This is a genomic window from Aminobacter sp. LjRoot7, from assembly GCF_964252895.1.
Classification (GTDB): Bacteria; Pseudomonadota; Alphaproteobacteria; order Rhizobiales; family Rhizobiaceae; genus Aminobacter; species Aminobacter aminovorans_B.
This window is the reverse complement of the sequence record NZ_CAXUPX020000006.1, coordinates 74,795-98,895: the sequence shown is the minus strand read 5'-3', so window position 1 is coordinate 98,895 and position 24,101 is coordinate 74,795. Positions and strand designations below refer to the sequence as shown.

Below are 24,101 nucleotides of genomic sequence, written 5' to 3'. Positions count from 1 at the left end.
TGCCAGAGTGAGCCATGCATCTGCGTGACGGCCTACAGACCCATGTGACCGTCAGGCAGCGCTACGACCATCTGGTCGAGTTGGGCAACATCCGCCACGACCCGGCGCAGCTCAAGATCGTGGCCGCGCTCGACAGGCTGATCGACGAGATTTCCGACAAGAGGCTGGCGCGCAAGTCGAGCGCGCTTGGCTGGCTGTTTGCCAGGCGCAAGCCGCAGCACGAGCACGTCAAGGGTCTCTACGTCCATGGCGGCGTCGGCCGCGGCAAGACCATGCTGATGGACTTCTTCTTCGAGTTGGTGCCGGTCAAGCACAAGCGCCGCGTCCATTTCAACGACTTCATGGCCGATGTGCACGACCGCATCCAGAAGCAGCGCGCCGCACGCAAGAACGGCACCTCGCGCGACGACGATCCGATCCCGCCTGTGGCGGCCGCACTGGCCGAAGAGGCGTGGGTGCTGTGCTTCGACGAGTTCTCGGTCACCGACATCGCCGATGCGATGATCCTGTCCAGGCTGTTTTCAGCACTGTTTACGCATGGCGTGGTGCTCGTCGCCACCTCCAACGTCGCGCCGCGTGATCTCTATCGCGACGGCCTCAACCGGCAGCTGTTCCTGCCCTTCATCGGCATGCTCGAGCAGAACACCGCGGTGCTCAATCTCGACGCCGACACCGACTACCGGCTGGAAAAGCTCGACCGCGTGCCGGTCTATATCAGCCCACTCGGCGAGGCTGCCGACAAGGCGATGGACAAGGCCTGGGCAAAGGTGACCCATGGTGCCGCGGCCGAACCGGCCACAGTCGCGGTCAAGGGCCGCAAGGTCGCCGTTCCTGCCGCCGTCGCCGGTTGCGCGCGCTTCGGCTTCGCCGATCTGTGCGAAAAGCCACTCGCGGCGCGCGACTATCTCGCGATCACCGCGCACTATAAGACCATCTTCGTCGACCATGTGCCCGTCCTGGCGGAAGCCAACCGCAACGAGGCCAAGCGTTTCATCCTTTTGGTCGACACGCTCTACGACCAGCACATCAGGCTGGTGATCAGTGCCGCTGCCACGCCCGACAAGCTTTATGTCGGCAAGCGCGGCCATGAAGCCTTCGAGTTCGACCGCACGTCGTCGCGACTTATCGAGATGCAGGGCGCGGAATGGCTCGACGGCTGGGCCGAAAGGCACCCCGAACCGGCGGCTTCACTGGCCGGGTAAGGCACTATCCGCCATTCTGCGTGCAGGATGGCCCGCCTGCTCCGTGCGCGGCTTGCCATAGCGCGTCGTCGCGGCAAGCAGCACGCCGAGCATCAACCCGTCGAGCACATGCCACATGAAATGTGTGCCGATCGGCAACGCATCACACACCAGCGGGTCCATGACCCTAAAGGTGACGGCGCCCAGGAATATCGTCGCGGCCGCAATGTTGTACCAGCCAGCGCGGCTGCCACTGGCGATGACCACGCAGCCGAAGAAGATCAGTGCCAAAAACGGCGGCAGGTAGCCGGTAGTGCCGTTGGAGGCGACGCGCAGCCAGTCGGGCACCATGTAGGTGACGAAACCGACCGCGATGTAGAAGCCGAAGAAGATCACCAGCGCCCTGGGCCAGGCCATGCCGGCGAAGCGACGCAGGTTGAACAGCGAGTAGACCAGGGTGAAGCTGGCGATCGGAACGATGTCGCCCCATTTGGTCGCCTCGGTGGCAAAGGTGTGGAACAGCGTCGAGCCGATGCCGATCGCCACCACCCACCAGCCCAGAACCTCGGCGAACGTACCGGCATTGCGCCGCCGCGCCTCGTAGACACCCCACAGGCCGGCGGCGAAAAAGGCGAGGTTGCTTACCGCATTGAAGGGTTCGGCCCACAGACCGACGCCAGTGCGCTCGCAATAGAGATCGAGATGTTGGCTGAACTGTTCCAGCATCACCTTGCCTCGCCAGAGCCCAATTCTACCGCCACGAGCCAATTTTCATAACAGTAATTTGTCCCGGCAGCCTGACGTAGCGGAAACTCCACTTGTTGAAAATTTCACCGCAACGTGACTTCCCGTTGAATGACGCTTCTGCCACATATTTCAGCAACTACAAAAAGGCTGGTTTCGCCGGCTCAGGAACTGGATCGGTCATGGAGTTTCGCAGATATTTTCGGCTGGCAGCCGTGGCGCTGGCCTTTGCCGGGTTTACCGGCGCAACGCATGCCGACTCGACAGCCAAGGCCCCCGCGCGCCCGCTCGGCGTCATAGAACTCTTCACCAGCCAGGGCTGCAATTCCTGCCCGCCGGCGGATGAGCTGTTTGCCAAGTTCGCCGCGCAGGACGACATGGTCGCGCTCGCCTATCACGTCACCTACTGGGATTACCTCGGCTGGCAAGATGTACTCGGCAGCAAGGACAACACCGACCGGCAATATGCCTATATGCGTGCCTTCGGTGCGCGCTCGGTCTACACGCCGCAGGCGGTCATCAATGGTCGCACCCACGTCAATGGCGCCAAGAGCGAGGATGTGAACGGCGCGCTCGCCAACCTCGCCGAGACCGGCCAGGGCATGAATGTCGACCTCAAGGTGACCGACAATGGCGACACCTTCACCATCGAGGTCGGCGCCGCCAAGGGCCCGGCCAGCCCGGCCCATGTGGTGATCGTGCATTATCAGCCGCCCCAGGTCGTCGATCTGCAGAAGGGCGAAAACAAGGGCCGCAGCGTCACCTACTGGAATGCCGTGACCGACCTGCACACCGCCGGCATGTGGCACGGCCAGACGCAGCGGTTCGAACTGCCCAAGAGCGAAGTGGAAAAGAAGGGCGGCTGCGCCGTGCTGTTGCAGGCTGTCGGCAAGGACGGCGTGCCCGGGCCTATTCTCGGCGCGGCTGTCGTGCGCAGGCCATCCAAGACGGCGCTGTAGAAGCAAAAAAGCCGACGCAGGCTTTTGGCCAGACGTCGGCTTCAGATTTTGGGATCGTCGCACCTCGTCCTGAAAAGGAACCGAGGTTGGTTCGATCCGACTCTAGCCCGTGGGCGGGGGGCTTGGGGTTTACGAGCCGGTGCCGGACCGAACCGTCTCAGGCAACACGGGTAAATTCGTCGGACAATGGGGCGTCAGCGCGGATAAAAAACGGCAGGAATGTGGCGAGTCATCACCAATTCCGACAGTCTGTCTCGCAAACGTTACCGCTACGGCAAGCTACCTTACACTCTTCATACAGCTGTTGCTTCGCCGTTCCGGGTTGCAATTCGGGTGCGAATGCGCGATTCTTTAGCCGAGGTCATGTTCTGCAAGGGAACGATTGATGACTGATCGCGGTGCTGGGGCGGAGGATGGCGAGACATCCGCAGTTTTGATCCCGCTCCATGAGGCCCGTAGGGAGCGCCAAGACCTCCCTGTGGCATTCGAGAGACGGGAACTCGACCAGATTCTCAGGCTCTACGGACGCATGGTTGCCGCCAATGAGTGGCGCGACTACGCCATCGACCATCTCAGCGACCGGGCCGTCTTTTCGGTCTTTCGCCGCACCAGCGAAACCCCCCTGTTCCAGATCGTCAAGGATCCGAAGCTCGCCCGCAAGCAGGGCGCATTCTCGGTCATTGCCGCCGGCGGCCTGATCCTCAAGCGCGGCCACGAGCTGGCACGCGTGCTCGGCGTCTTCGACAAGCGCCTGAAGGTGGTGGAAGCCTAACCACAGCTACCGCAACGTTGGACATTGCGCCGGATGTCGATCCAACATCGGACCATGATACCACGATGCTTGCGCCAGAGGCTGAATCCTCCTCCCCAGCTCCTGCCCTGATGCTATCAATTCCGCGACTGAATGCGGAATGCACAGATGGACACCACAAGGCCCGAGCCAGCAGGCATCACCATCCGGCCGGCCACTGCAGACGATTCGCCGTTGCTGATGAGGGCGATCATCGGGCTTGCCGACCATGTCGGCGAGGCTGACGGCGTCGCCTGCACTGAAGACGACATCAGGCGCTTCGGGTTTGGCGAAAACCCGGCCTTCGAGGCGGTCATCGCCGAGATGGACGAGGCTTTCGCCGGCATGTGCCTGTTCTTTCCCATCTTCTCGACCTGGTATGGCCGGCCTGGCCTCTTCGTGCAGGATCTGTTCGTCGACGGGCAGTTCCGCAGCCTCGGCATCGGCGAACGGCTGTTGCGCCATGTCGCCAGGCTTTGCCAGGACAGAGGCGGCGTCTACATGCGGCTAGCGGTCGACGACGACAATGCGCGGGCGCATCCCTTCTACACCAGGCTCGGCTTTGCCGCGACGAACGACCAGAGATCCTACATTGCCAGCGGACCGACATTCCAGGCGCTGAGCGAAACGACGGGGAAGCCCAAATGAAGACCTTCTATGCCGAGGAGCAGAAGCGCCACGATCCCAAGTCGTTCCTGTCGATGGGAATGCAAAAGCCCAATCCCGAACAGCCCGAACGCGTCGAGCGCCTGCTGGCGGGAGCCCGGGCGGCCGGCTCGACGATCCACCGCCCGGCCAACTACGGCCTCGGCCCGATCGCGGCCGTCCACACGCCCGAATACATCGAGTTCCTGACCCACATCTTCGAGCGCTGGCAGCGCATGGAAGGCGCCTCAGCCGAGGTCATTCCCAACATCCATCCGTTTGCCCGCAACGGCAGCTACCCGGCGGGTGCCGCTGGACAGGCCGGCTACCACATGGCCGACACCGCCTGCCCGATCTCGGCAGAAACCTTCGACAGCGCCTGCTGGAGCGCATGGAGTGCTGTGGCCGCAACCGAGGCGGTGCTGTCGGGCGAGCCGGCAGCCTATGCGCTATGTCGCCCGCCCGGCCATCACGCTTTTGCCGACGTTGCCGGCGGCTTCTGCTTCTTCAACAATTCGGCCATCGCCGCGCAGCGGCTGCGGGCGACGGCGGCACGCGTGGCCATCCTCGATGTCGACCTGCACCACGGCAACGGCACGCAAGGCATCTTCTACCCAAGGTCCGATGTGTTGACCGTGTCACTGCATGCCGACCCGAGCCGCTTCTACCCGTTCTTCTGGGGCCATGCCGACGAGCGCGGCGAAGCCGCCGGTCTCGGCTACAATCTCAACCTGCCCTTGCCGCGCAAGTCGGGCGATGTCGAGTTCCTGGAGGCACTCGACCACGCTAACAGCCGCATCAAGGCCTTTGCGCCCGAAGCGCTGGTTGTCGCGCTCGGGCTCGATGCCTTCGAGGGCGATCCGTTCGGCGGCCTGTCGGTGACGACGCCGGGTTTTGCGCGCATCGCCGAAGCGATAGCCCGGCTCGGCCTGCCGACTGTCATCGTCCAGGAAGGCGGCTATCTCTGCGACGCGCTTGGTGACAATCTGACGGCATTCCTCGCCGGCTTTGCTGGCGCGCGCTGATCAGCGCGCCGCACGAATGCTCCAGGCGCGGTAGAACAGCACCAGCGCATAGGCGAGCATCAGGATCATCGCGATGCGCAGCAGCGTTTCCGCACTCGACAGCGGCACGAACATCAATGCCAGGCCGAAGGCGGCATAGACCGCGCCGCCGACCAGCGTCGGCCACAGCCGTGTCTGCCGCTCGCTGTCGAGGAAGCTCGACGCCATCTCGATCAGGCCGACGAGCAGGGCCAAAAGGCCGACGATCCATGTCAGCGCCGACAAGGTGAAGATGCTGGTCAGCAGGCCGCTGGCGATGACGATGGCGCCCGCCGCGATCGACAGCAGGTTGCGGACCAGCCCGAGCGTCTGGCCGTTCGTGCGTGGCGGCGTGCGGTCGAGCGTGACCAGGCCCAAGATGCCGTCGACTAGCAGCAACCCGCCGCCGACCAGCACTAGCAACTGCACCGCCTGGGACGGATAAAAGAAGGCGACCAATGCCGTCGCCGCAATCAGAACCCCCCGCAACGCGGTCAGCGTCGCGTCGAACCGCTTGGTCTTGCCCTCGGCCATGCCCCTGCTCCTTAAACTGAGACAACCATTTGTCGAAGAAATGCGTGCGGTGCGCAACCACGTTGCAGTGAGCAACCTTCCCACGACGGACAGCTCGCGGCCAGCGCGCACTCGGCGACCAAATGCGCGCGCTGCGTGAACAAAAGCCTGCTTACATTAGGAATTTCTTTCATCTTTCGGGAGGAAACTTGCCCAGGGCCCGACCAGGCAGTCTTGGCGGGTATGGGGGCGTGGCAATGTTCAAGGTCATTTCCTGTCTTGCTTACGAGCATGACTATTCGTTCGTCGTGGTCGCCGCGATCGTCTGTATTGCCGGTGCGGCCATGACCATTCGGCTGTTCGAGCGCGCCTCTCGTCTCTCAGCCAGCGCCCGCTCCTCTTGGATCATGCTTTCCGGCATCGCATGCGGCGCCGCGATCTGGACAACTCACTTCGTTGCGATGCTTGGCTTCCAGCTGCCATTCGAGGCTGCCTTCGATCCGCTGTTGACCATCGCCTCGCTGCTCATCGCCATCGCCTTCACTGCTGCCGGGCTGCATCTTTCGGCGAGCCCGCCCAATGGTCTGCCGGTCGAAACCGGCGGCGCGGTGATCGGCCTCGGCGTCGTTGCCATGCATTTCACCGGTATGCGCGGTTTCGAGATTGCCGGCCGCATCGAGTGGGACGCCAATCTCGTCGAAGCCTCGATCTTGTTTGCCGTGGCATTCGGTACGCTCGCCATGCATCTGGCGGCACGGCAGCGCATCCGCTGCGCCAGGCCGCTGTCCGTCGTTGCCCTGGTGCTCGCCATCTGCGCCATGCACTTCACCGCCATGGGTGCCGCCACCATCGTGCCCGATCCCTCGGTTCCGGTGCCAACGAAAGTGCTCTCGAGCGAATTGCTGGCGGTGCTGGTGCTCGCCACCATGGCGATCATCGCCGGGCTGACGCTTTATGTGATGGACGCCAAATCGCAGCGCGAGCTCGTCGACAGCTTCCGCCATGCCGCGCAGCACGATCCACTGACCGGCCTGCCCAACCGCGCCTTCCTGTCCGACAACCTGCCCGACATGCTCAAGCGCAGTGCTGCCGCCGGCAAGGAAGCCGCTGTCATCGTCGTTGATCTCGACCGCTTCAAGGAGATCAACGACGTCCACGGCCACAACGCCGGCGACATGCTGCTGCAGACGGTGGCCAACCGGCTGAAGATCCTGACAGGCCCCGGCGAACTGGTGGCACGCGTTGGCGGCGACGAGTTCATTGCGGTCAAGCAGGACATATCGAGCAAGGAAGAGGTCGACCGTTTCGTCATCAGGCTGATTTCAGGCGTACTCGACCCGGTGCAGAACAAATCCAAGACGCTGTCGGTCGGCGCCAGCATCGGCATCAGCCTGTTTCCACATCATGCAAGCGATGCCGACGAACTGATCGGCGCGGCCGACCTTGCCATGTACCGCGCCAAGCGCGCCGTGACCGACAAGGTCTGCTACTACGACCGCTCGATGGACGAAGGTCGGCGCGAACGCAGCGCACTGGCTATGGAATTGCGGCATGCGCTGGAGCGCGACGAATTCGAGCTCTACTACCAGCCGCAACTCGACATGCAGACCGGCGAGGTCACCGCCTATGAGGCGCTGCTGCGCTGGCACCATCGCGAACGTGGCCTCGTGGCGCCGGAAGAATTCATCCCGATCGCCGAGGAGAACGGGCTGATCATCCCGATCGGGGAATGGGTGCTGAAGACCGCCTGCGCCGAGGTTGCCGGCTGGCGCAAGCCATACAAGATCGCCGTCAACATCGCCGCCGCACAGCTGGTTCAGTCCGACCTGGTCAAGGTCGTGCACGAGACGCTGCTTTCGACAGGCCTCGCCGCCTCGCGGCTGGAGCTCGAGATCACCGAAGCCAGCATCATCGAGGACCGCGACCGCGCTCTGCACGTGGTGCGCCAGCTCAAGGCGCTCGGCGTCACCATTGCCATGGACGACTACGGCATCGGCTACTCCTCGCTGTCGACGCTGCAGATCTTCCCCTTCGACAGGGTCAAGATCGACCGCTCCTTCGTCGAGGACGTCAGCAATGACAGCGCGGCAGCGGCGATCGTCAGGGCAACGATCCTGCTCGCCAACGACCTGCGCATCCCGGTGCTGGCCGAAGGCGTGGAGAAGCGGGAGAGCTTCGAGTTCCTGCGTGCCGAAGGCTGCACCGAGATGCAGGGCTTCCTGTTTGGTCGCCCGCTGCCACTGTCGGAGATCGCAAGCCTCGTCGGCCGCAACGAAGCGCCCGGCAACATGCGCTCGGAGCTCCAGCGGTCGAGCGCGGCCTGAGTTCCAGAGGTCTCAGCGCGCTTCCGGCCGGGGCGTGTAGCCATCGGACTGGATGACCGGCAGGTGCGTCCAGGCGTCGTTGGTCATGCGCATCCAGGCACCGGCTGCGAGCGCGCCGCCATCGACAAGGATCGTCGAGCCCGAAACCCAGCCTGACAGGGTGTCCGACGCAAGGAACAGCGCCGCACCCGCCGAATCTGAACCCTCGCCGAAGCGGCCGATCGGAAACCAGCGCTTGAGGTGTTCGAGGTTCTCCTTCGGCACGCGCGGCGTTGCCACGATCTGCGCCGAATTGGTGGTCTCCGGCGCAATGGCGTTGACCCGGATGCCGTGCTGGCCGAGCTCGACGGCAAGGCTCTGGGTAAAGCCGGTGACCGCCGCCTTGAACGCCGAATAGACAACAGTCATCGGGATGCCGCGGAAGGCCTCGATGGTCGAGACGTTGATGATGCTGCCGCCCTGCCCGCTTGCCCGCATCAGCGGGATCGCCGCCTTGCTGACATGGAACATGTGCAGCAGGTTGACGTGGTAGAGCGCGTTCCACTCGTCCTCGGTCGATTGCTCGAAAGGCGTCTTGAAGCCGAGATAGTCGCCGACATTGTTGACCACCACGTCGAGCCGGCCGAAGCGGCCGCGCACCGCCTCGATCAGGCGTGCGACGTCACCCGCCTTGCGCACGTCGGCCTCGACGACGAGGTGGTCGGCCCCCAACGCCTCGCGCACCGAAGCCGCCCGAACCGGGTCGATCTCGGCGACCGCGACCTTCATGCCGGCCCGCGCGTAGAGTTCAGCCGTGGCGCGACCGATACCGGCGCCGCCGCCTGTCACCAGCGCCACTTTTCCGGCAAGGCCAAGGATGGAGATTTCGTCGGGCATGTTGTCCTCCGCAGTCTGAGTCTATGCTTGGCTCGATCCGGATTCAGGTCAGGCCGAGCCGAAAATGGTGGGCTTCGAGAACCGGAGCGGAGCGGACATTCAGTCCGTGACCACCGGAAGCGCAGAAGGCCGCCATTTGCAGGTCGGCCTCACCTGAATCAACGCTAGCTCGCCGCGTCCTGCGCTTCGTATGTGTGAGTGCCGACGACCACCAGCTCGCGGCGCGAAAGGCGCCAGCCGTCAGGGGTGCGAACAAAGCGGTCCTGGTAGCGGATGGTCATCTCGTAGCAGAGGTAGCGGCCGGCCGGATCGCGGAAATAGTGGCGCGCGATGCAGTAGGTCTCGCCTACGGCGCCGCCCTCGACCGGCCTGACCGCCTGGTTGAGAACAGCATGGAAGGTCTTGAGATAGCGGCTGGCGACCATGTCAGGAATGCCGCGCAGCTGGACGAGACCTTCAAAAGTCCCACGCGGCGCGATGACGACACCGTCAGCCGTGAACTGCGCCGCGAGCAGGTCGCCATCGCCGGTGTCGACGGCATAGGCGTAGCGCTCCGACACCCGCCGCAGCGCCACTTCCATCAGCAGATCCGCCTGATTGTCCGCCATGACTTCTTCCCAGGGCAAAGCGTTGTGCTACTTGCCAGAAACCTGCGCGAAGACCTCGCGAAGCGCCCGCTGCACGTCGTTGCGGCGGTAGCCGAGCAGCTTGGTCTCCTCAGCATCGGGCTCATAGGCAAGAATATTGCCACGGCCGGGCACGATGAACATGTCAGGCAACAGCGGATGCTCCTCGTTGCGTTCCTCGACCCGGTGCGGGTTGCTGACGGCGTCGAACAGCGACTGGAAATACTGCCGGAAGGTCAGGTTCTCGTCGCCCACCAGATAGGCCTTGCCACTCTCGGCGCGCTGGAACGCGCCCCAGATGGCCTCCGCCAGCGACTGCACCGACATGTAGTTGGTGCCGCCGGGCGGCGCGAAGATGGGCATCGCAGTCTCGCCGCGCGCATAGGCCATCAGCGTCTCGTAACGCTTGGTCGGCAGGCCCTGGACATAACCGACGATCGACGGCGGGTTGAGCGTCGAGATGTTGAAGTCGTCGGTCGCGAGCGACCGCACGCCTTCGTCGGCCAGGCTGCGGCCACGCACATAGGCGTTGGTCGCGACGAGATCGGGCATGACCTGGTGATAGTAGCTGCCGATATGGACGACGCGGCGCACGCCGGCCTTGCGCGCCAGTTCGACGAAGGTCGGAACGCCCTCGATCTGCATCTTGGTCCAGAACTCGTTCTCGTCGACGCCCTTGGGCAGGTGGCGGATGTCGTTGCCGGCGGCAAACAGGATGCCGTCGAAGGGCGCGAGGTCGGCGGCCGAGAAATCGCCCTTGGTGTAGTCGCCATAGATGGTCGGATAGCCGGCCATCGGCGTCGTTTCGGGCGCCGGTTTGCGTGCCGCGAGCACCACCTCGTTGCCTTGGGCCTTGAGGTAGGCGGCGGTGTGGCCGCCGATCATGCCCGTTCCGCCAATGATGAGGATTTTCATGCGCGCACTCCCGGGCATCTGCAAAAGATGCGCGGACGATAGGCGGCGTTACAGGGGCGGCATCGTCCGTATCGACTACCAGCCCATGGCCGGACGAATGGCGACCTCGCCGTTCAGGGTCACGGCCTGCCCCTCCAAGATGTCGACATCGATGGCGACGGTCCACGTGCCTGAAGCCGGCAGGTCGAGGCTGTCGATGCGCCAGGTGCCGTCGCCGGGCTTGTAGGCCTTCGCCTCGATTTCAGCGGATCCGGGCTGGCTTAGTCTTAGCGTCACGCCGCGCGCATCGAGCGGGCCGAAATCACCGGTCATGATCATGATCGAAGCGCGGACATTGCCAGCATGGCCGGGGGTTATCGCGAAGTCGGCCATGGCCTCAGCCGTGTGGATATGGATCGCGGCAGGCTCGGCCACCTCGATAGCCACCACGCGCGGCGGCGGTGTGAAGCGGAAGCCGGCGACGAGGCCCAGGATCGCCACCATCAGCAGTGTTTCCACCACGATGTTGCGCACCAGCCAGCGCTGCGCGCCGGCCTGCTCGGCAAGAACAGGCTTCGTCAGCCGCCAGCGGTTGACGCTGGCGAGCCCAAACAGAAGCGCCGCCAGCACGAGCTTTGCCGACAGGAGCAAGCCATAGCTGGTGTGCCAGAGCGCAGGCAACGCTTCGACCTGAACGACCGTCAGCACGAGGCCGGCAGCAACCAGCGCCGCGACGACATACGGAATGACGGCAGAAAACCGCTGCAGCGCAAGCTCGGCACTCTCGCCACCCTCGCGCCAGGCAAAGGCCAGCGGCAGCAACGCACCGGCCCAGAAGGTAATGGCAGTGCCATGGACAAACACCATCGGCCGGGTCAGCCATTGCGGCGCAGCCGCACTGGCATGGCCGCTGGCGGCCAAAGCAATACCGACGCCGACAAGACCGGCGAGCGACAGCCAACGGGCCAAGCTGGCATCGCTGGCGAATGCCAGCAGCGCCAGCGACAAAGCGATGAATGCGATCGCCGCCGTGAAGGCATAGCTGGTCGCGGCCGCGGCCTGCCAGGCCATCCCCTGGCCGAACAAAGCGAGCGGCGCGCCGAGCGCGTCGAGGCCTTGCAGACCGAATGAGACAGGTGCTGCGACGAGACCCGCAGCAAGCAGCGCACCGATGGCACCGACGCCGAAATGCTTGCCCGGCATAAGCCAGGCGAGCGCCAAAGCGCCGCCGACACCAAGGAACAGGCCGAGATAGAGCACCAGCTTGACGCCCCAGATGGCGAGGCGCAGCGCCTTGTCGTTCAACTCGGGCGTAGCGGGAGGGGTGGCGCTAGGACTGCCGAGGGAAAATGTCAGTACGCCGGCAACGGGGTGGCCGTCGGCAGAGACGACGCGCCAGGAAAGCAGGTAGGTGCCGACGGTCTCGTTACGCGGCCAGGCGATCGTCAGATCGGCGCCGACAGCCTTGGCGGCCAGGCGCGACGATGTGCCGTCAGGAGCCCGAAGATCGAGAACGAGCGACGTCACCGTCTCGCTGAAGCCGAGCACGATCTCTTCAGGTGCTGCCTGCACGACCGCATCCTCGACCGGTGTCGAACGCAGCAGCGAGGCATGGGCGCTCGCAGCAGACGTCCCACCCAGAAAGGTGCCGACAGCAAGGACGAAGCCGCACAGAAAAACGAGCAGGCGCGCGCCATCGCCGGCCATGCGGCTCCCGATCAGGGCCCCGGTCAGGGAAAGAAAGCGCGCGCCCATGGTGTCAGTGACCCGAATGATCCTGGCTCTGGCCGCCCATCTTGTCGGCCTGGAACTCGACAGTGACGGGGCCTGCCTTTTCGAAGGTCAGCGTGCCCGAGAACTTGTCGCCTTCCTTGACCGGCGCCTTCAGGCCGATGAACATGATGTGGTAGGCGCCCGGCTTGAGCGCGACCTCGCCGCCGGCCGGGATTTCGACGCCGCCGGTGACCTGGCGCATGGTCATGACGCCCTTGGCGTCGACGGCCATTTCATGGATCTCGGCCTTTTCGGAAACGTCAGACTGGATCGAGACCAGGCGATCGGCCTGGCTGCCATTGTTCTTCAAGGTCAGGTAGCCGGCAGCGACTTTGGCGCCGGCCGGCGTCGCGCGCGACCAGGGATGGCCGATCTCGATATCGCCGGCCTTGAAGCCGTGGGCGAGCAGCTGGTGGGTCGAGGCGAACAGCAGCAGCAACGCGAAGACGGCGATGCCGATGCGTTCCTCAAAGCTGCGGAAAAGCGGACGCGAAAAGGCGCGAACGGAACGGGTCATGGAAAACTCCAGGAGTAGCGGGCGCCAGCACATGCGGCGCAGGGTCTGTTGAAACGGGCAATTTCGTCCAGCCGCCGCGATGCGGCGGGCCGTGTCAGACCAGTGGCGGCGCGCGCGGATTTCCGGGGTCGTGCTCCGGCGCGATCGACGCGTCGGGCCTGAGCGCCATGAAGACGATGCTGGTCTCGAACTGGCGTCCGAGCAGCAGGCCCGTGCCATCGGGCGGCGTCACTACAACCACCGAGACCATGTTGCAGCCAAGCGTGCAGCACTCGGTCAAGGCAGGATGTTCGCTCTTGGCAGGTGCCGTGTGGCCGCTTGCCGAGGTGATGCAGAGCGGATTGCCGAAGATGTCGAGCGGCGGCGTGCCCTGGCCCAGCGCCACGGCACCGGCCACCGTCTGCAGGACAAGCATCAGCGCCGCGACAAGCGCGACCCCGAACCCAAATCCTTTGCGGCGAAATCCGACCAAATGTTGCGACCTTTTCTTCTGGTGGCCACTGATAGCATCGATGGCCCGAAAGCGAAAATAGACCACGCTGCGACAAATTCTTTGATCCGGCGCCCGTCTCGCCTGCCCGCCATCGTCGCATCGGACGATGGCTCTCGTCGCCATCGCCGCTACGACTTGACGTCGAGCATGGGGGAGGAAGCGCATGACGGCTGGCATTTCGGGTCTGCGCGACGTCTGGCGCGGCGGCGTCGCCACCTGGGAATGCGACGAGATGGGCCACATGAACACGCGCTTCTATGTGGCGCGCTGCATGGAGGCCATCGCCATGCTGTTCGGCCAGGCCGGCCTGCCCCGCCTGTTCGCGCCCACATCCGCAACGACGCTGGCCATCAGGACGATGCACATCCGCTTCCTGCGCGAGGCGCGCGCCGGGACATCGATGCACATCTCGGCCGGCTTCAGCGCCATCGGCGACGGCACGGCCGAGATCGTCGCCATGATGTTCGACAGCGCTTCGAACGACTGCGCCGCGACCTTTCGCCTAGGGCTCGGCCATGTCGCCACGGCGGATGGCGGCAAGCGGCCATGGCCTGAGGCATTCGCTCACCGTGTCGCTACGGAACTCGTGGATACGCCGAGATTGGCGCTGCCGCGCGGCGTCGGCGATCTTCCCGCGACAACGTCCGCGTCAGGCGCGCGGGCTGAACAGCTTGGGCTGCATCTGCTCGGCCAGGGCGCGGTACCGCACCAGGCCTGCGATCCCTGGGGCAAGTTTCTGCCGCATGCCTTTGTCGGTGCCATGGCCGACAGCGTCCGCAACATCATCACGCCGCTGCGCGAGCTTTGCGCCAGTCACAGCGACCGGGCCGGACCACATTTCGGCGCCGCCGCACTCGAATTCCTGATCAGGCTCGATGACCTGCCCGGAAGCGGCGACTGCTGGGAAGTGCGCTCCGGCCTCGCTTGCGGCGACGGCCGCACCATGAACATCGTCAACTGGATGCTCGACCCGTTCTCTGGAAAACCCGTCGGCTCCATGGAGGTGGTCGCCATCTGCTTCGACCTGGAGACGCGCAAGCTGATCCCGATCGCGCCCGCGGCGCAGGCGGAGTTAGCTGCCTGGATCGTTCCCAATCTCGCACTCTGAGCCCCCAAACGAAAACGCCGCCCGCTTGTGCGGACGGCGCTTGAAGTCACGTGGTGGCTGCGGCGTGGCTGATGCCGTCGCCGCAGCCGATGTAGTGCTGCTCAGTCGATGTCGAAGCTGACGCCCTGGGCGAGGGGCAGCGCCTTGGAGTAGTTCACCGTGTTGGTGGCGCGGCGCATGTAGGCGCGCCAGGCGTCGGAGCCACTTTCGCGGCCGCCGCCGGTCTCCTTCTCGCCGCCGAACGCGCCGCCGATCTCGGCGCCCGAGGTGCCGATGTTGACATTGGCGATGCCGCAGTCCGAGCCCTCGACCGACAAGAAGCGCTCGGCCTCCTGCAGGTCAAGCGTGAAGATCGACGACGACAGGCCGGCACCAACCGCATTGTGCAGCTCGAGCACCTGGTCGAAGTCGGAATACTTCATGACATAGAGGATCGGCGCGAAGGTCTCTTCCAGCACCGGGCCGACCTGGCCCGGCATCTCGACAAGTGCTGGCTTGACGTAATAAGCGCCATCAAAACCCTGGTCGACGCGGGCGCCGCCGGTGATTTCGCCGCCGCTTTCGGCCGCGTGCTTGAGTGCCTTCTGCATGCCGTCGAAGGCGGCCTTGTCGATCAGCGGACCGACAAGTGCTGCGCTCTCCAAGGGGCTGCCGACCGAGACGCTCTGATAGGCCTTCTTCAGCCGCGGCACGAGCTGGTCATAGACGCTGTCATGGACGAACAGGCGGCGCATGGTGGTGCAGCGCTGGCCGGCGGTGCCCATGGCGCCGAAGGCGATGGCGCGCAGCGCCATGTCGAGATTGGCTGACGGGCAAACGATGCCGGCATTGTTGCCGCCGAGCTCGAGGATGGCGCGGGCGAAGCGTTTGGCTAGGCGCGGACCGACATCACGGCCCATGCGGGTCGAGCCGGTGGCCGAGACCAGCGGCACCTTGGGGTGATCGACAAGCACTTCGCCGATGGCGCGGTCGCCGATCAAAAGCTGCGACAGGTTTTCGGGCGCATCCGCACCGAAGCGCTTGGCGGCACGCTCGAAGATCGCCTGGCAGGCGAGTGCCGTCAGCGGCGTCTTCTCCGACGGCTTCCAGACCACCGAGTTGCCGCAGACAAAGGCGAGTGCCGCATTCCACGACCACACCGCGACGGGGAAGTTGAAGGCCGAGATGACGCCGACGACGCCAAGCGGGTGCCAGGTTTCCATCATGCGATGGCCGGGGCGTTCGGTGGCAATCGTCAGGCCATAGAGCTGGCGCGACAGGCCGACGGCGAAGTCGCAGATGTCGATCATTTCCTGGACTTCACCGAGGCCCTCAGACGGGATCTTGCCGACCTCGATCGACACCAGACGGCCGAGGTCGGCCTTGGCGGCACGCAGCTCCTCGCCGAGCAGGCGGACAAGCTCACCGCGCTTCGGCGCCGGCACGTTGCGCCAGGCCTTGAAGGCCGCATCGGCGCGCGCGATGACGGCACCGGCTTCGTCAGTCGAGATCGACTTCAGCGCGCCGATTTGGTCACCCGTCACCGGGCTGCGCACGATCAGGTCGCCGCCGCTGAAGGCAGCCGTCGCTACGCCGAGCCGTTCCAGAAGAGCGGCGGTTTCGCTGGTCACATTCATGTTGAATTCCTTTCCTCGTTCCTCACCCGCTCCAGGCTTTTTTGCGCGCGTGTTCGCATCGCTGGCCGGGGGCGCATTGTTTCGTTTCTCCACGGTCTTGGCCGCGAGACGCTTGGCAATGGCTATAGCCTGATCGGCCACCTCAACGCCACATCGCTGATCGCGGCGGACGTGCTGTCCGGCGATTTGGCCCTGCGTGGTCCATCGGCACGCACGGCGCGCGGCGAAGCAGACATCGATGTGGGGGGAGCTGAAAAAACAACACCCGCCGGGGGAGGAGGTCCGGCGGGTGTCGTATTTGTGGCCAGCGTCTGGGAGGAGGTAGGCGCTGACCTATTCGTCGGAAACCTGGGAGGAGGTAGGCCCGACAAATTCGATGACCCATATCTAGCTCCGGTGCGTATCGATTTAAAGTGTTGATATTGCATAGGAGCTTTGCGTTTTGTGCAATGCAACAAGAAGCAACGCGCTGCAGCATCAGGCGGACGCTGCGTAAGCTGCCCTGACAAGGGAACCTTGCGCAACCGCGCCGGTTAAAGGGCGACGGCAGGAAGGCCATGACCGACTATCGGGCAGCGCGCCTCAGGATGGTGGACTACCAGATCGCCCGGCGCGGATTGACCGAGCTGGCGGTGCTGGAAGCCATGCAAGCTGTGCCGCGCGAGAAATTCGTGCCCGCTGCCCTCCGCGACCGTGCCTATGACGATACTGCCCTGCCCATCGCCCACGACCAGACGATCTCCCAGCCCTACATCGTGGCACTGATGGCCTGGGCGGCGGAACTCGAGCGTGGCCACAAGGTGCTGGAGATCGGCACGGGCTCGGGCTATGCGGCTGCCGTCATGGCCAGACTTGCCGGTCGCGTCATCACCATCGAGCGCATCGCCTCGCTGGCCGACAGCGCCAGGGCGCGGCTGAACAAGCTCGGCCATGCGAATGTCCAAATCATCTCAGGCGACGGCTCGGCAGGCTACGAGGCCGAGGCGCCATTCGACGCGATCCTGTCAGCGGCGGGGTCGCGAACCGTGCCGCCGGCCTGGAGGGAACAGCTGGCGATCGGCGGCAGGCTGATCATGCCGCTCGGCCCATTTGGCGACCAGCAGCTGGTCAAGATCGTGCGAACAGGCAAGGCCGACTACGCGCAGAAGACACTGGTGGCCGTGCGCTTCGTGCCGCTTCTTGGCGGGACGGGCTGACGGCTCAGCCCTTGCCGCCCCTGGCCACGAAACGCCGCTCGGGCATCGAGCCCGGATCCGGCGGCAGCGTCGCCCCACCGTTCAGCGCCAGCTGCATGAACACGGTGTCGAGCCAGCGGCCATGCTTGTAGCCCGAGCCCTCCATGCGGCCGGTGTGGTGGAAGCCGAGCTTTTCATGCAGCTTTACCGAGGCACTGTCGGCATGGCCGTCACCGATGACGGCGATGATCTGGCGGAAGCCGAGCACCGTCGATTCGTCGATCAGCGCCTGCATCAGCGCCTTGCCGATGCCCGACCCCTTGGCCTCGGGCGCGACATAGATCGAATCCTCGACGATGAAACGATAGGCCGGCCGCGCCCGGAACGGACCGGCATAGGCGTAACCGAGGATGACGCCGTCGCGCTCGGCGACGAGATAGGGATAGCCCGCATCCGTCAGGCTGTCGTAGCGCTGGCCCATCTCGGCACGCGACGGCGGCTCAAGCTCGTAACTCGCGGTGCCGTTGAGCACCGCGTCGGCATAGATCCCGGTGATCCGGTCGAGGTCGTCAGGCAGCGCGTGCCGTATCGTCATGCTCATTTTTTAGGCAGTCCATTTTTCTGCCTCCATTAGAGCAAAGCCCGGCACAAATGAAAAGGGCGGCCATTGGCCGCCCTTCGAAAGTCTGATGGTCCAGCCGATTATTCGCGGTTGCCGAGGAACGACAGCAGGAACGAGAACAGGTTGATGAAGTCGAGATAGAGCGTGAGCGCGCCCATGATCGCCTTGCGGCCGGAAACGAGCACGTCGTCACCGTCGAAATACATCTCCTTGATCTTCTGCGTGTCGTAGGCGGTCAGGCCAGCGAACACCAGCACGCCGATCGCCGAGATGGCGAACTGCAGGGCCGGCGACTGCAGGAAGATATTGACCACCATCGCGATCAGCAGGCCGATCACGCCCATGGTCAGGAAGGTGCCCATGGCGGTCAGGTCACGCTTGGTCGTGTAACCAACCAGCGACAGCGCGCCAAAGGCGGTCGCCGTGATGAAGAAGGTCTGGACGATGCTCGCGCTGGTGTAGACCAGGAAGATCGACGACAGCGACAGGCCCATCAGGCCGGCGAAGACCCAGAACGCGGTCTGCGCGCCGGAGACGCTCATCGACTGGATGCGGGCGCTCAGGAAAAACACCATGCCGAGCGGCGCCAGCATGACGACCCACTTCAGCGGCGAACCATAGAGCGCGACGCCGAGGCTGGTGAGCATCTTGCCGTTGCCCATCGTGGCGACGGCGGTGGCCGGATCGTTGGTGGTCGCCAGCATCATGGTGCCCAGCGCTGCAAGACCGGTGATGACCAGGCCGAGCGCCATAAGGTTGTAAACCTTGAGCATGTAGGCGCGCAGGCCTTCGTCGATCGACGCGTCGGTACGGCTGCCTGCCGTCGCCATGCGCGTCTGGTAATTTCTAAAGTCGGACATGGTTTCCTCTGTTGCTTCTGCCCCGTCGGGTGTCAGGCCGAGACCCAGGCGCCGCTGGCGGGACTCCAGCATGCCTCCGCCGAAATATGATGTTTCTTTCAGGCCTAAACAAGGCCTGTAACGCCTTGAAACCGGCTGTGAGCGCACAATCTCATACAAATGTCGTTGAAGTCCAGCCCACGCAACGGCATTTCGTCATTCGCTTCGCAGCACTGGCGCCGCCTTGTGGCCAAGCACCCGCCAGGTGCCGATGAGGCCGAAGCCGACAGTCAGCACCAGGGCGAAGACGATCGTCGCCACCGCCACCTCGGGCAGGAAGGACGACGGCAGCGTCATGATTCGTGCAACGACGAACCAGGCCGCGACCCCGCCGGCGGCGAGCGCGAAGACGGCGGTGGCGAGGCCGATCAGCATGTATTCGAGCGAAAACGCCGATATCAGCGTTCGCCGCGTCGCGCCCAGCGTCTTCAGGATGACCGCATCGTGGACCCGGGCGCGGTTGCCGGCGGCAAGCGCACCGGCCAGCACCAGCACCGAAGCGATCAGTGCCACGCCGGCAGCAGCCCGGATCGCGGTGCCGAGCTGGGCAACGAGCCGGTTGACGACGTCGAGCGCGTCCTTGACCCGCACGGTGGTAATCGCCGGATAGCTGCGCGTCACCGCGTTCAGGATCTTGGCCTCGTCGGCGGGTACTGCCTTGTCTTCGGTCAAAGTCGCCAGCCAGCTGTGCGGCGCGCCAGCGAAGGTGTTGGGCGAGAACACCATGACAAAGTTGATGCCCATCGATTCCCACTGCACTTCGCGGAAATTGGAGATTTTGGCCGTCACGTTGCGGCCCAACACGTTGACCGTCACCATGTCGCCGAGCTTGAGGCCAAGCTCGCCCGCTTCCTGCGCCGAGAACGACACCAGCGGCTCGCCCGCATAGTCGGCCGGCCACCAGGTGCCTTGCGACAGCGTCGAATTCTCCGGCAGGTTCTTGGCATAGGTCAGGCCGCGGTCGCCGCGCAGCACCCACGCACCTTCCGGCGGCACGTTGAGCTTCTGCACGTCGGTGCCGTTGAGCGCCATGACGCGGCCGCGCAGCATCGGCACCCGCACCAGCTTGCCACCAGGTGCCTCGGCCTCGACCAGCTTGGCAAAGCTGTCGACCTGGTCAGGTTGGATGTCGACGAAGAAGAAGTTCGGCGCCCGCTCCGGCAGGCTGCCGGCGATCTGGCGGCGCAAATTGCCGTCGATCAGCGCAAGCGTCACCAGAAGTGTCAGCCCGAGACCAAGCGACAGCACGACCGACGGCGTCAGGGCGCCGGGGCGGTGGATGTTGCCGACAGCGAGCCTGAGCGCCGTCGAGCGCACGCGCGGGCTCCTGCGCGCCAGCCACTGCACGGCGACGGCCACGGCGCGCAGCACCAGGAACGAAAAGATGGTCGCGCCGACGAAGATGGTGGCAATGCGGCGGTCGCCGGCAAACCAGATGGCCAGTGCCGCGAGTATGGCGGCGATACCCAATGCAGTTGCGATGTAGACCAACCGCGGCAGGCCCCGGCCCTCGAAGCCCATTTCGCGGAACAGGGCGGTGGCCGGCACGTCACGGGCGCGGCCGAGCGGCAGGATGGCGAAGGCGAGCGTCACCAGCACGCCGAACAATGCTGCCATGGCAAGAGCTGCCGGGTAGACGCCGGCTTCGGCCGGCACCGGGATGACCGACTGCAGTGCGGCACTCGCGGCAAACGGCATCAGCGCGCCAAGCACCAGGCCGATGGCGATGCCGAGCCCCGCGATGAGCAGGATCTGGATGAGATAGACCGTCAGCACGAATCCACCCGAGGCGCCCAGGCTCTTGAAGGTGGCAATCACGCCACGCTTGCCGTCGAGATAGGCGCGGACGGCATTTGCCACGCCAACGCCGCCGACCACCAGCGAGGTCAGGCCGACCAGCGTCAGGAATTGTGTGAAGCGCTCGATGTTGGCCGACAGCGCAGGCGCAGCATTGGACCTTGTCCGCACGCTCCAGCCGGCCTCGGGGAACTCGGCACTCGCGCGCTCGCGCACGGCCGCCACCTCGGCTTCGCTGGCGCCGACCGGCATGCGCACCTTGTAGGCATGCTCGACAAGGCTGCCGGGCTGGATCAGCCCGGAGGCGCTTAACCCCTCCATCGACACCAGCAGACGCGGCGCAAAACCGAAACCGTCGGAGACCGCGTCGGGTTCGGTGACGAGCTTTGCCCGGAGTTCGAAGGTCGTGCTGCCGAGCTTGATGCGGTCGCCCAGCTTGAGATTGAGGCGTTCGAACAACAGGTCCGGTGCGGCAGCGCCAAAAACACCCGAACGCTCGGCGAAGAGTTCGGCGCGCGGCAGCGCCGGCTCCGTCACCAGCTGGCCATAGAGCGGATAGGCGTCGTCGACCGCCTTGGCCTCGACCAGCGACTGGTCGGAGCCGTCCTCCAGCCGCGCCATCGAGCGCATGCCGGCATTATGCGAGACGGTGCCCACACTTTCGAGGAAGGTCTTTTCCTTGTCAGTTGCCTCACGCTGGATCAGCTGGAAGCGGATGTCGCCACCGAGCAGCGCCTGGCCTTCGCTGGCAACGCCGGCGGTAATCGCCCGTGCCACCGAATTCACGCCGCCGATTGCGGCAACGCCAAGCGCGATGCAGGTCAGGAAGATCAGGAAGCCGCGCAGGCCGCCGCGCATTTCGCGCGAGGCAAAGCGGAAGGCGAGAGGCAGGTCCTTCAGCATCTGTGCTTATGCCCTGACCTTTTCGGCAAGCGGCGCGACGGCAGCAGTCTCGATCCGCCCCGAACGCATCGCCACCTGCCGGTCGCAGCGCGCGGCGAGTGCTGGATCGTGCGTTACCAGCACCAGCGTCATGGCCCGTTCGGCCGCCTTGGCAAACAGGAGGTCGGCGATCTGCCGGCCCGTAGCCTGATCGAGATTGCCGGTCGGCTCGTCGGCGATGAGGATGCGCGGCTCCGGCGCCAGGGCGCGGGCGATCGCCACGCGCTGCTGTTCGCCGCCCGAAAGCTCGCCCGGGTAATGCGTTACACGATCGGCAAGGCCGACGGCCGCCAGCTCGCGCTCGGCGATGGCGAAGGCGTCGCGCTTGCCGGCCAGTTCGAGCGGAACGGCGACGTTTTCCAGCGCCGTCATGTTGGGGATCAGGTGGAATGACTGGAAGACGATGCCGATGTTGCGGCCGCGAAACGCCGCGATCTGGTCCTCGCTGCGGCCGTTGAGCAGTTCGCCGGCGATCTTGACCGTGCCGCCATCGACACGCTCCAGCCCGGCCAGAACCATCAGCAGCGTCGACTTGCCCGAACCCGAGGGGCCGACGATGCCGGTCGCCTCGCCGGCGGCGACATCGAGGCTCACGCCCTTCAGCACATGCACTGATGAAGCCCCCGTCCCAAGCGTCAGCGACACGTCTCTCAGTTCGATGACTGCTTCTGTCACGGCAAATCTGTCCTATATGAAAATGTAAGAGGCACGAATTTTTCCGTCATATGGGTTTTGAGACATGGCATTGAAACATCTGACGTTCGCATTCCTTGCCGCTTCTCTTGCCTTTTTCACGACCACTGCCCCGGTTTGGGCCGAACCACTCAAGATCGTCGGCTTCGGCGACAGCCTGATGGCCGGATATGGCCTCAATCCCGGCGAAAGCTTTCCCGAAAAGCTTGAAAAGGCGCTACGCAACAATGGTCACGATGTCGTGATTACCAACGCCGGCGTCTCCGGCGACACGTCAAGCGGCGGCCTTTCCCGGCTCGACTGGTCCGTGCCAGACGGAACGCAGCTGGTCATACTCGAACTCGGCGCCAACGACATGCTGCGCGGCATCGACCCAGCACTCGTCGAGCAGAACCTCGACAAGATGCTTGCCCGGCTCAAGGAGCGCAAAATTCCAGTGCTGCTGGCCGGCATGGTCGCCGCACCAAATCTCGGTCACGCCTATGGCGAACAGTTCGGCACGATCTATCCGAAGCTGGCCGAAAAATACGGTGTGACGCTCTACCCCTTCTTCCTCGACGGCGTCGCCGGCGATCCGAAGCTGCTTCTGGAGGACGGCATGCACCCAACAGCAGAGGGTATAGACCGCATGGTCGCAAAGGCACTGCCGACAGTCGAAAAGGCCATCGCCGGCAAATGAACGACGTCATGCATCGTTGCAACACATCCGATTTCGTTGCGTTGTCGAAACGGCAGGGGCTGAACAAAGCCCTTGCCCGACGCTGCGATCGATGATTCGCTGAGCCTTACGAACTGCGATTCGAGGAAGGGAGCCTGGCCATGCCGCGACTTTTCACCGCCCTCGAAATTCCGCGTGATGCCGCCTTATCCCTGTCGCTGCTCAGGGGCGGTCTGTCAGGCGCCCGCTGGATCGACGTCGAAAACTATCACCTCACCTTGCGCTTCTTCGGCGACATCGAAGGCCACGTTGCCGACGAGATCGTCGAAGCGCTCGACCGTGTCGACCGCCCGAGCTTCCAGCTAACGCTTTCGGGTGTAGGCGCCTTCGGGCAGAAGAAGCCGCATGCGGTCTGGGCCGGCGTTACGCCCTCGCCCGAGATGAATGCGCTGCAGGCCGAGATCGAGCGCATCAGCAAGCGCCTCGGTTTGCCGTCGGATCCGCGCAAGTTCACGCCGCATGTCACGCTGGCGCGGCTCAGGAACACCAGCCCGCTCGATGTCGCGCACTATCTGTCGGCGCGCGGCAACTTCGCCACCGTGCCCTTCCGCGTCGGCCGCTTTGTCCTGATGTCGTCGCGCGACTCGGTCGGCGGCGGACCCTACATCGTCGAGGAAGCCTGGCCGCTGAACGGTGCGGATGCCCGCGCCGCCAGCCGGTCGGCAAGCGCCTCGGAAGCATCGCGGATCATGCGGTAGACCGCAGCGAACCCGTCTTCACCGCCATAATAGGGATCGGGCACGTCGCGCGGCCCGCCGACGGCTTGGCCGATGAACAGCTCGACGCGCTCGGCCGAGCCCGTCGGCGCAAGCGCCCTGAGATCGTCGACATTGGAGCGGTCCATGCCGAGGATCAGGTCGAAGCGCTCGAAATCGCGCGCCACCACCTTGCGCGCCTGCTGGGCGGTGATGTCGATGCCATGCTCGGCCGCAACCGCGATCGAACGCGGATCCGGCGCCGAGCCGGCATGCCAGCCACCGGTGCCTGCCGAGTCGATGGTGTATTCGCCATCCAGCCCGCGCTCGGCGAGCACGGCCCGAAACACGCCCTCGGCGAGTGGCGAACGGCAAATGTTGCCGAGGCAAACGAAGAGAATTGATTTTACCGGCTTCTCGCTCATCGATCCCGCGCTATGCTGGTGAACACTTCGCAT

The 24,101-nt window shown here is 64.7% G+C and carries 24 protein-coding genes; 10 read left to right on the top strand and 14 right to left on the bottom strand.

Annotated elements, in window-relative coordinates; translation table 11 throughout:
- Positions 1–14 precede the first annotated feature (14 nt).
- A complete protein-coding gene (gene zapE, locus ACSQ3E_RS17770; RefSeq protein ID WP_310326429.1) occupies positions 15–1,202 on the top strand; it encodes a cell division protein ZapE in 1,188 nt (395 codons plus the stop codon).
- Here zapE and ACSQ3E_RS17765 read toward each other — a convergent pair.
- Positions 1,188–1,907, bottom strand: coding sequence for a ceramidase domain-containing protein (locus tag ACSQ3E_RS17765; protein ID WP_436123719.1), 720 nt, complete (start codon positions 1,905–1,907; stop codon positions 1,188–1,190). The genes zapE and ACSQ3E_RS17765 overlap by 15 nt on opposite strands.
- Positions 1,908–2,107: 200 nt before the next feature.
- Between ACSQ3E_RS17765 and ACSQ3E_RS17760 the strand changes: the two genes are divergently transcribed.
- From ACSQ3E_RS17760 to ACSQ3E_RS17745, 4 genes are all read left to right on the top strand, one after another.
- Complete coding sequence (locus ACSQ3E_RS17760; RefSeq protein WP_310326433.1) at positions 2,108–2,884, top strand: DUF1223 domain-containing protein; 777 nt, start codon at positions 2,108–2,110, stop codon at positions 2,882–2,884.
- A 385-nt stretch (positions 2,885–3,269) separates the two neighbouring features.
- On the top strand, positions 3,270–3,656 hold the full coding sequence (locus ACSQ3E_RS17755) for a DUF2794 domain-containing protein (RefSeq protein ID WP_310326434.1): 387 nt from the start codon (positions 3,270–3,272) through the stop codon (positions 3,654–3,656).
- A 147-nt stretch (positions 3,657–3,803) separates the two neighbouring features.
- A complete protein-coding gene (locus ACSQ3E_RS17750; protein ID WP_436123718.1) occupies positions 3,804–4,322 on the top strand; it encodes an N-acetyltransferase family protein in 519 nt (172 codons plus the stop codon).
- Positions 4,319–5,344: a histone deacetylase family protein gene (locus ACSQ3E_RS17745; RefSeq protein WP_436123717.1), complete on the top strand. Its 1,026-nt coding sequence runs from the start codon at positions 4,319–4,321 to the stop codon at positions 5,342–5,344. The genes ACSQ3E_RS17750 and ACSQ3E_RS17745 overlap by 4 nt, the downstream gene beginning before the upstream one ends.
- Here the strand turns inward: ACSQ3E_RS17745 and ACSQ3E_RS17740 are convergent, their stop codons facing one another.
- Positions 5,345–5,896, bottom strand: coding sequence for a DUF308 domain-containing protein (locus ACSQ3E_RS17740; protein WP_436123716.1), 552 nt, complete (start codon positions 5,894–5,896; stop codon positions 5,345–5,347).
- 236 nt (positions 5,897–6,132) lie between these two features.
- Between ACSQ3E_RS17740 and ACSQ3E_RS17735 the strand changes: the two genes are divergently transcribed.
- A complete protein-coding gene (locus tag ACSQ3E_RS17735; RefSeq protein WP_436123715.1) occupies positions 6,133–8,199 on the top strand; it encodes a putative bifunctional diguanylate cyclase/phosphodiesterase in 2,067 nt (688 codons plus the stop codon).
- Between the two features lie 12 nt (positions 8,200–8,211).
- On the opposite strand, the gene ACSQ3E_RS17730 is transcribed toward ACSQ3E_RS17735, so the two are convergent.
- From ACSQ3E_RS17730 to ACSQ3E_RS17705, 6 genes are all read right to left on the bottom strand, one after another.
- The gene (locus tag ACSQ3E_RS17730; protein WP_436123714.1) at positions 8,212–9,075 is read right to left on the bottom strand and encodes an SDR family NAD(P)-dependent oxidoreductase; all 864 of its coding nucleotides are present in this window, start codon (positions 9,073–9,075) and stop codon (positions 8,212–8,214) included.
- A 164-nt stretch (positions 9,076–9,239) separates the two neighbouring features.
- The gene (locus ACSQ3E_RS17725) at positions 9,240–9,683 is read right to left on the bottom strand and encodes a nuclear transport factor 2 family protein (RefSeq protein WP_436123713.1); all 444 of its coding nucleotides are present in this window, start codon (positions 9,681–9,683) and stop codon (positions 9,240–9,242) included.
- Between the two features lie 27 nt (positions 9,684–9,710).
- Positions 9,711–10,616 carry an NAD-dependent epimerase/dehydratase family protein gene (locus ACSQ3E_RS17720; RefSeq protein ID WP_436123712.1) on the bottom strand — a complete coding sequence of 302 codons (906 nt, stop codon included), beginning with the start codon at positions 10,614–10,616 and terminating at the stop codon, positions 9,711–9,713.
- A gap of 75 nt (positions 10,617–10,691) precedes the next feature.
- The gene (locus ACSQ3E_RS17715; protein WP_436123711.1) at positions 10,692–12,350 is read right to left on the bottom strand and encodes a copper resistance CopC/CopD family protein; all 1,659 of its coding nucleotides are present in this window, start codon (positions 12,348–12,350) and stop codon (positions 10,692–10,694) included.
- A 4-nt stretch (positions 12,351–12,354) separates the two neighbouring features.
- Positions 12,355–12,885, bottom strand: coding sequence for a copper chaperone PCu(A)C (locus tag ACSQ3E_RS17710; RefSeq protein WP_436123710.1), 531 nt, complete (start codon positions 12,883–12,885; stop codon positions 12,355–12,357).
- Between the two features lie 94 nt (positions 12,886–12,979).
- On the bottom strand, positions 12,980–13,357 hold the full coding sequence (locus ACSQ3E_RS17705) for a hypothetical protein (protein ID WP_436123709.1): 378 nt from the start codon (positions 13,355–13,357) through the stop codon (positions 12,980–12,982).
- Between the two features lie 184 nt (positions 13,358–13,541).
- On the opposite strand from ACSQ3E_RS17705, the gene ACSQ3E_RS17700 reads away from it, so the two are divergent.
- Complete coding sequence (locus ACSQ3E_RS17700; protein WP_436123708.1) at positions 13,542–14,486, top strand: thioesterase family protein; 945 nt, start codon at positions 13,542–13,544, stop codon at positions 14,484–14,486.
- A 101-nt stretch (positions 14,487–14,587) separates the two neighbouring features.
- Here ACSQ3E_RS17700 and amaB read toward each other — a convergent pair whose 3' ends face one another.
- Complete coding sequence (gene amaB, locus ACSQ3E_RS17695) at positions 14,588–16,102, bottom strand: L-piperidine-6-carboxylate dehydrogenase (RefSeq protein WP_436123707.1); 1,515 nt, start codon at positions 16,100–16,102, stop codon at positions 14,588–14,590.
- A 557-nt stretch (positions 16,103–16,659) separates the two neighbouring features.
- On the opposite strand from amaB, the gene ACSQ3E_RS17690 reads away from it, so the two are divergent.
- Complete coding sequence (locus ACSQ3E_RS17690; RefSeq protein ID WP_436123706.1) at positions 16,660–17,298, top strand: protein-L-isoaspartate(D-aspartate) O-methyltransferase; 639 nt, start codon at positions 16,660–16,662, stop codon at positions 17,296–17,298.
- 4 nt (positions 17,299–17,302) lie between these two features.
- Here the strand turns inward: ACSQ3E_RS17690 and ACSQ3E_RS17685 are convergent, their stop codons facing one another.
- The 4 genes from ACSQ3E_RS17685 to ACSQ3E_RS17670 form a co-directional block, all read right to left on the bottom strand.
- Positions 17,303–17,878, bottom strand: coding sequence for an N-acetyltransferase family protein (locus tag ACSQ3E_RS17685; RefSeq protein ID WP_436123705.1), 576 nt, complete (start codon positions 17,876–17,878; stop codon positions 17,303–17,305).
- A gap of 101 nt (positions 17,879–17,979) precedes the next feature.
- Complete coding sequence (locus tag ACSQ3E_RS17680) at positions 17,980–18,759, bottom strand: Bax inhibitor-1/YccA family protein (protein WP_067965922.1); 780 nt, start codon at positions 18,757–18,759, stop codon at positions 17,980–17,982.
- A 195-nt stretch (positions 18,760–18,954) separates the two neighbouring features.
- The gene (locus ACSQ3E_RS17675) at positions 18,955–21,498 is read right to left on the bottom strand and encodes an ABC transporter permease (RefSeq protein WP_436123704.1); all 2,544 of its coding nucleotides are present in this window, start codon (positions 21,496–21,498) and stop codon (positions 18,955–18,957) included.
- 6 nt (positions 21,499–21,504) lie between these two features.
- On the bottom strand, positions 21,505–22,212 hold the full coding sequence (locus ACSQ3E_RS17670) for an ABC transporter ATP-binding protein (RefSeq protein ID WP_436123703.1): 708 nt from the start codon (positions 22,210–22,212) through the stop codon (positions 21,505–21,507).
- 64 nt (positions 22,213–22,276) lie between these two features.
- Here ACSQ3E_RS17670 and ACSQ3E_RS17665 point away from each other — a divergent pair, with 64 nt between their 5' ends.
- Complete coding sequence (locus ACSQ3E_RS17665; protein WP_436123702.1) at positions 22,277–22,909, top strand: arylesterase; 633 nt, start codon at positions 22,277–22,279, stop codon at positions 22,907–22,909.
- Positions 22,910–23,049: 140 nt separating this feature from the next.
- Positions 23,050–23,646, top strand: a complete 597-nt coding sequence (thpR, locus tag ACSQ3E_RS17660; RefSeq protein WP_310326479.1) for an RNA 2',3'-cyclic phosphodiesterase — start codon at positions 23,050–23,052, stop codon at positions 23,644–23,646.
- On the opposite strand, the gene ACSQ3E_RS17655 is transcribed toward thpR, so the two are convergent.
- Positions 23,550–24,068, bottom strand: a complete 519-nt coding sequence (locus ACSQ3E_RS17655) for a low molecular weight protein-tyrosine-phosphatase (protein ID WP_310326481.1) — start codon at positions 24,066–24,068, stop codon at positions 23,550–23,552. The two genes, thpR and ACSQ3E_RS17655, sit on opposite strands and share 97 nt — an antisense overlap.
- Positions 24,069–24,101: the final 33 nt, after the last annotated feature.